Raw genomic sequence first — 2,226 nt, 5'->3', positions numbered from 1 at the left:
TAAAAGTTACGATATAGAGAAGAGAGTAGAAGACCTACTGGGTAGGATGACTTTGGATGAGAAAATTGAGCAGCTTGCCGGATATGGTTTCGATACAAAAGTGAATAAAAGGCTTGGAATTCCAGGCCTGAAGATGACCGACGGACCGGTTGGGATAAGATGGGGAGAAGCCACAGCACTTCCATCGGCCGTTGCCCTCGCCTCTTCCTGGGACAGAAACTTAATGCAACGAGTGGGAACCCTATTGGGGCATGAAACAAAAGAAAAAGGACGAAACTATTTGCTTGCCCCCTGTGTTAACATTCACAGAATCCCTGTAGGGGGCAGGAATTTTGAAAGCTATGGAGAAGATCCATACCTGTCTGGTCAATTAGCTGTGCCATATATTAAAGGAGTACAAAGTCAGAATGTATTGGCTTGTGTGAAGCATTTTGCTTGCAATAACCAGGAGTGGAACAGAAGAAAACTGGATGTAATTGCGGACGAACGCACAATGCACGAAATCTATTTTCCCATGTTCAAAGCTGCAGTGCAGGAAGGGAATGTTTGGTCGGTAATGTCATCATACAACCTGGTAAATGGGCAATACGCCAGTGAAAACAACTATCTCCTCAACGAGGTGCTTAAGGACAAATGGGGATTTAAAGGATTTGTGGTATCCGACTGGGGGGCAACGCACAGTACTGCACCTAGTATAAACGGAGGATTGGATATCGAAATGCCGCATGGGAGACATATCAACAGTGAAAAGGTAAAACAGGCTTTGTCTAACAAGCAGATAACCGAAGACAGAATAGACGAGATGACCCGACGAGTATTGAGGGTCAAATTCCTGGCCGGATTGTTCGATAATGAGAAAGAAATCACTACAAACTACGTTAACAGTAAAGAACACAACCAAATTGCATATGAAGCTGCGGTTAACGGGATTGTATTGCTGAAAAACGAAAAAGATCTGCTACCAATTGATCAGGATAAATTCAAAAAGATCGCTATTATCGGACCTAACGCTGCTTTTGCCAGGGTAGGTGGAGGTGGAAGTGCCAAAGTCTTGCCACCTTATACTGTGTCACCACTGGAAGGCTTGCAAAATAAAGCAGGTAATAAGCTACAGATTGACTACGCCTTAGGGACTGCAATAAAGGATGACATTCGTGTACTTGAAAGCAGTTTTTTCAGGGATGAAAACAATCAACATTGCCTTAAAGCTGAATATTTTAATAACATTAATCTTGAAGGTAAGCCACATTTTACCAGGGAAGATAAAGAGATCGATTTTTTGTGGTTTTTTGATGCTCCCAGACTAGATATGCACGGAGCAGACGATAGTAATCAATTTTCGGTACGCTGGAAAGGTAAAATTAAAACACCCGCTACTGGTGAGTACAAGTTTTTTGTTATGCATAATGATGGTGTGCGTCTAAAAATTAACGGCGAAACCATACTTGATAATTGGAAAGCACATCGAGAAAGTATTATCGATACATGCAAAATTAGTTTAAAAGCGAATTCATATTATGACATTGAGCTTGAATATTTTGATGATAGAACTATTTCCGAAATTAAACTTGGTTGGGAAATTCCTGGAGAAAATCTTATTGCTGAGGCGGTAGAAGTTGCTAAGAATTCGGATATGGCTGTCATCTTTGCCGGTTTGTCTGATCATTTTGAGGGAGAAAGTCGAGACAAAGATTTTCTGGTATTGGAAAATCAGGACCGATTGATCAAAGCGGTTAGCAAAGTGAATCCCAATACGGTTGTGGTGATGATTACCGGAACACCACCAGTGATGGAAGCCTGGGCCGATGATGTGCCCACAATTGTTCAGGCCTGGTTTGGCGGTCAGGAAGGTGGAAATGCCATCGCTGATGTTTTGCTTGGTAATACCAATCCTTCAGGAAAGCTACCATCTACCTTTTACGTGAAGAAGGAAGATGCTCCAGGATTAAAGGATTATCGAAACGAGAACCTAAAGTCAGTTTTTAACGAAGGGATATTTGTTGGTTACCGCTACCTGGAAAAAAACAATATCAAGCCGCGTTATGCCTTTGGTCATGGCTTATCTTATACCGATTTCGAATACGGTGAGATTAAAGTAAAGGAGATTGATGCACAAACATTTGAGTTGACCATCCCTGTTTCTAATACAGGAAAAATGACGGGAAGTGAAGTCGTTCAGGTGTACGTGGGCGAAATTAATCCCCAGGTTGCACGTCCGGTAAAGGA

General features: G+C 42.0%; 1 protein-coding gene. It reads left to right on the top strand.

The annotated features are described in order from the left end of the window. Positions 1-2,226, top strand: a 2,226-nt coding sequence (locus tag AC4MRQ_RS25635) for a glycoside hydrolase family 3 C-terminal domain-containing protein (protein ID WP_491200580.1), incomplete at both ends; no start/stop codon positions are given.

Source organism: Carboxylicivirga sp., from assembly GCF_982718395.1.
Note: the sequence above shows the minus strand (reverse complement) of the source record. Positions and strands in the feature narration are given on the sequence as shown.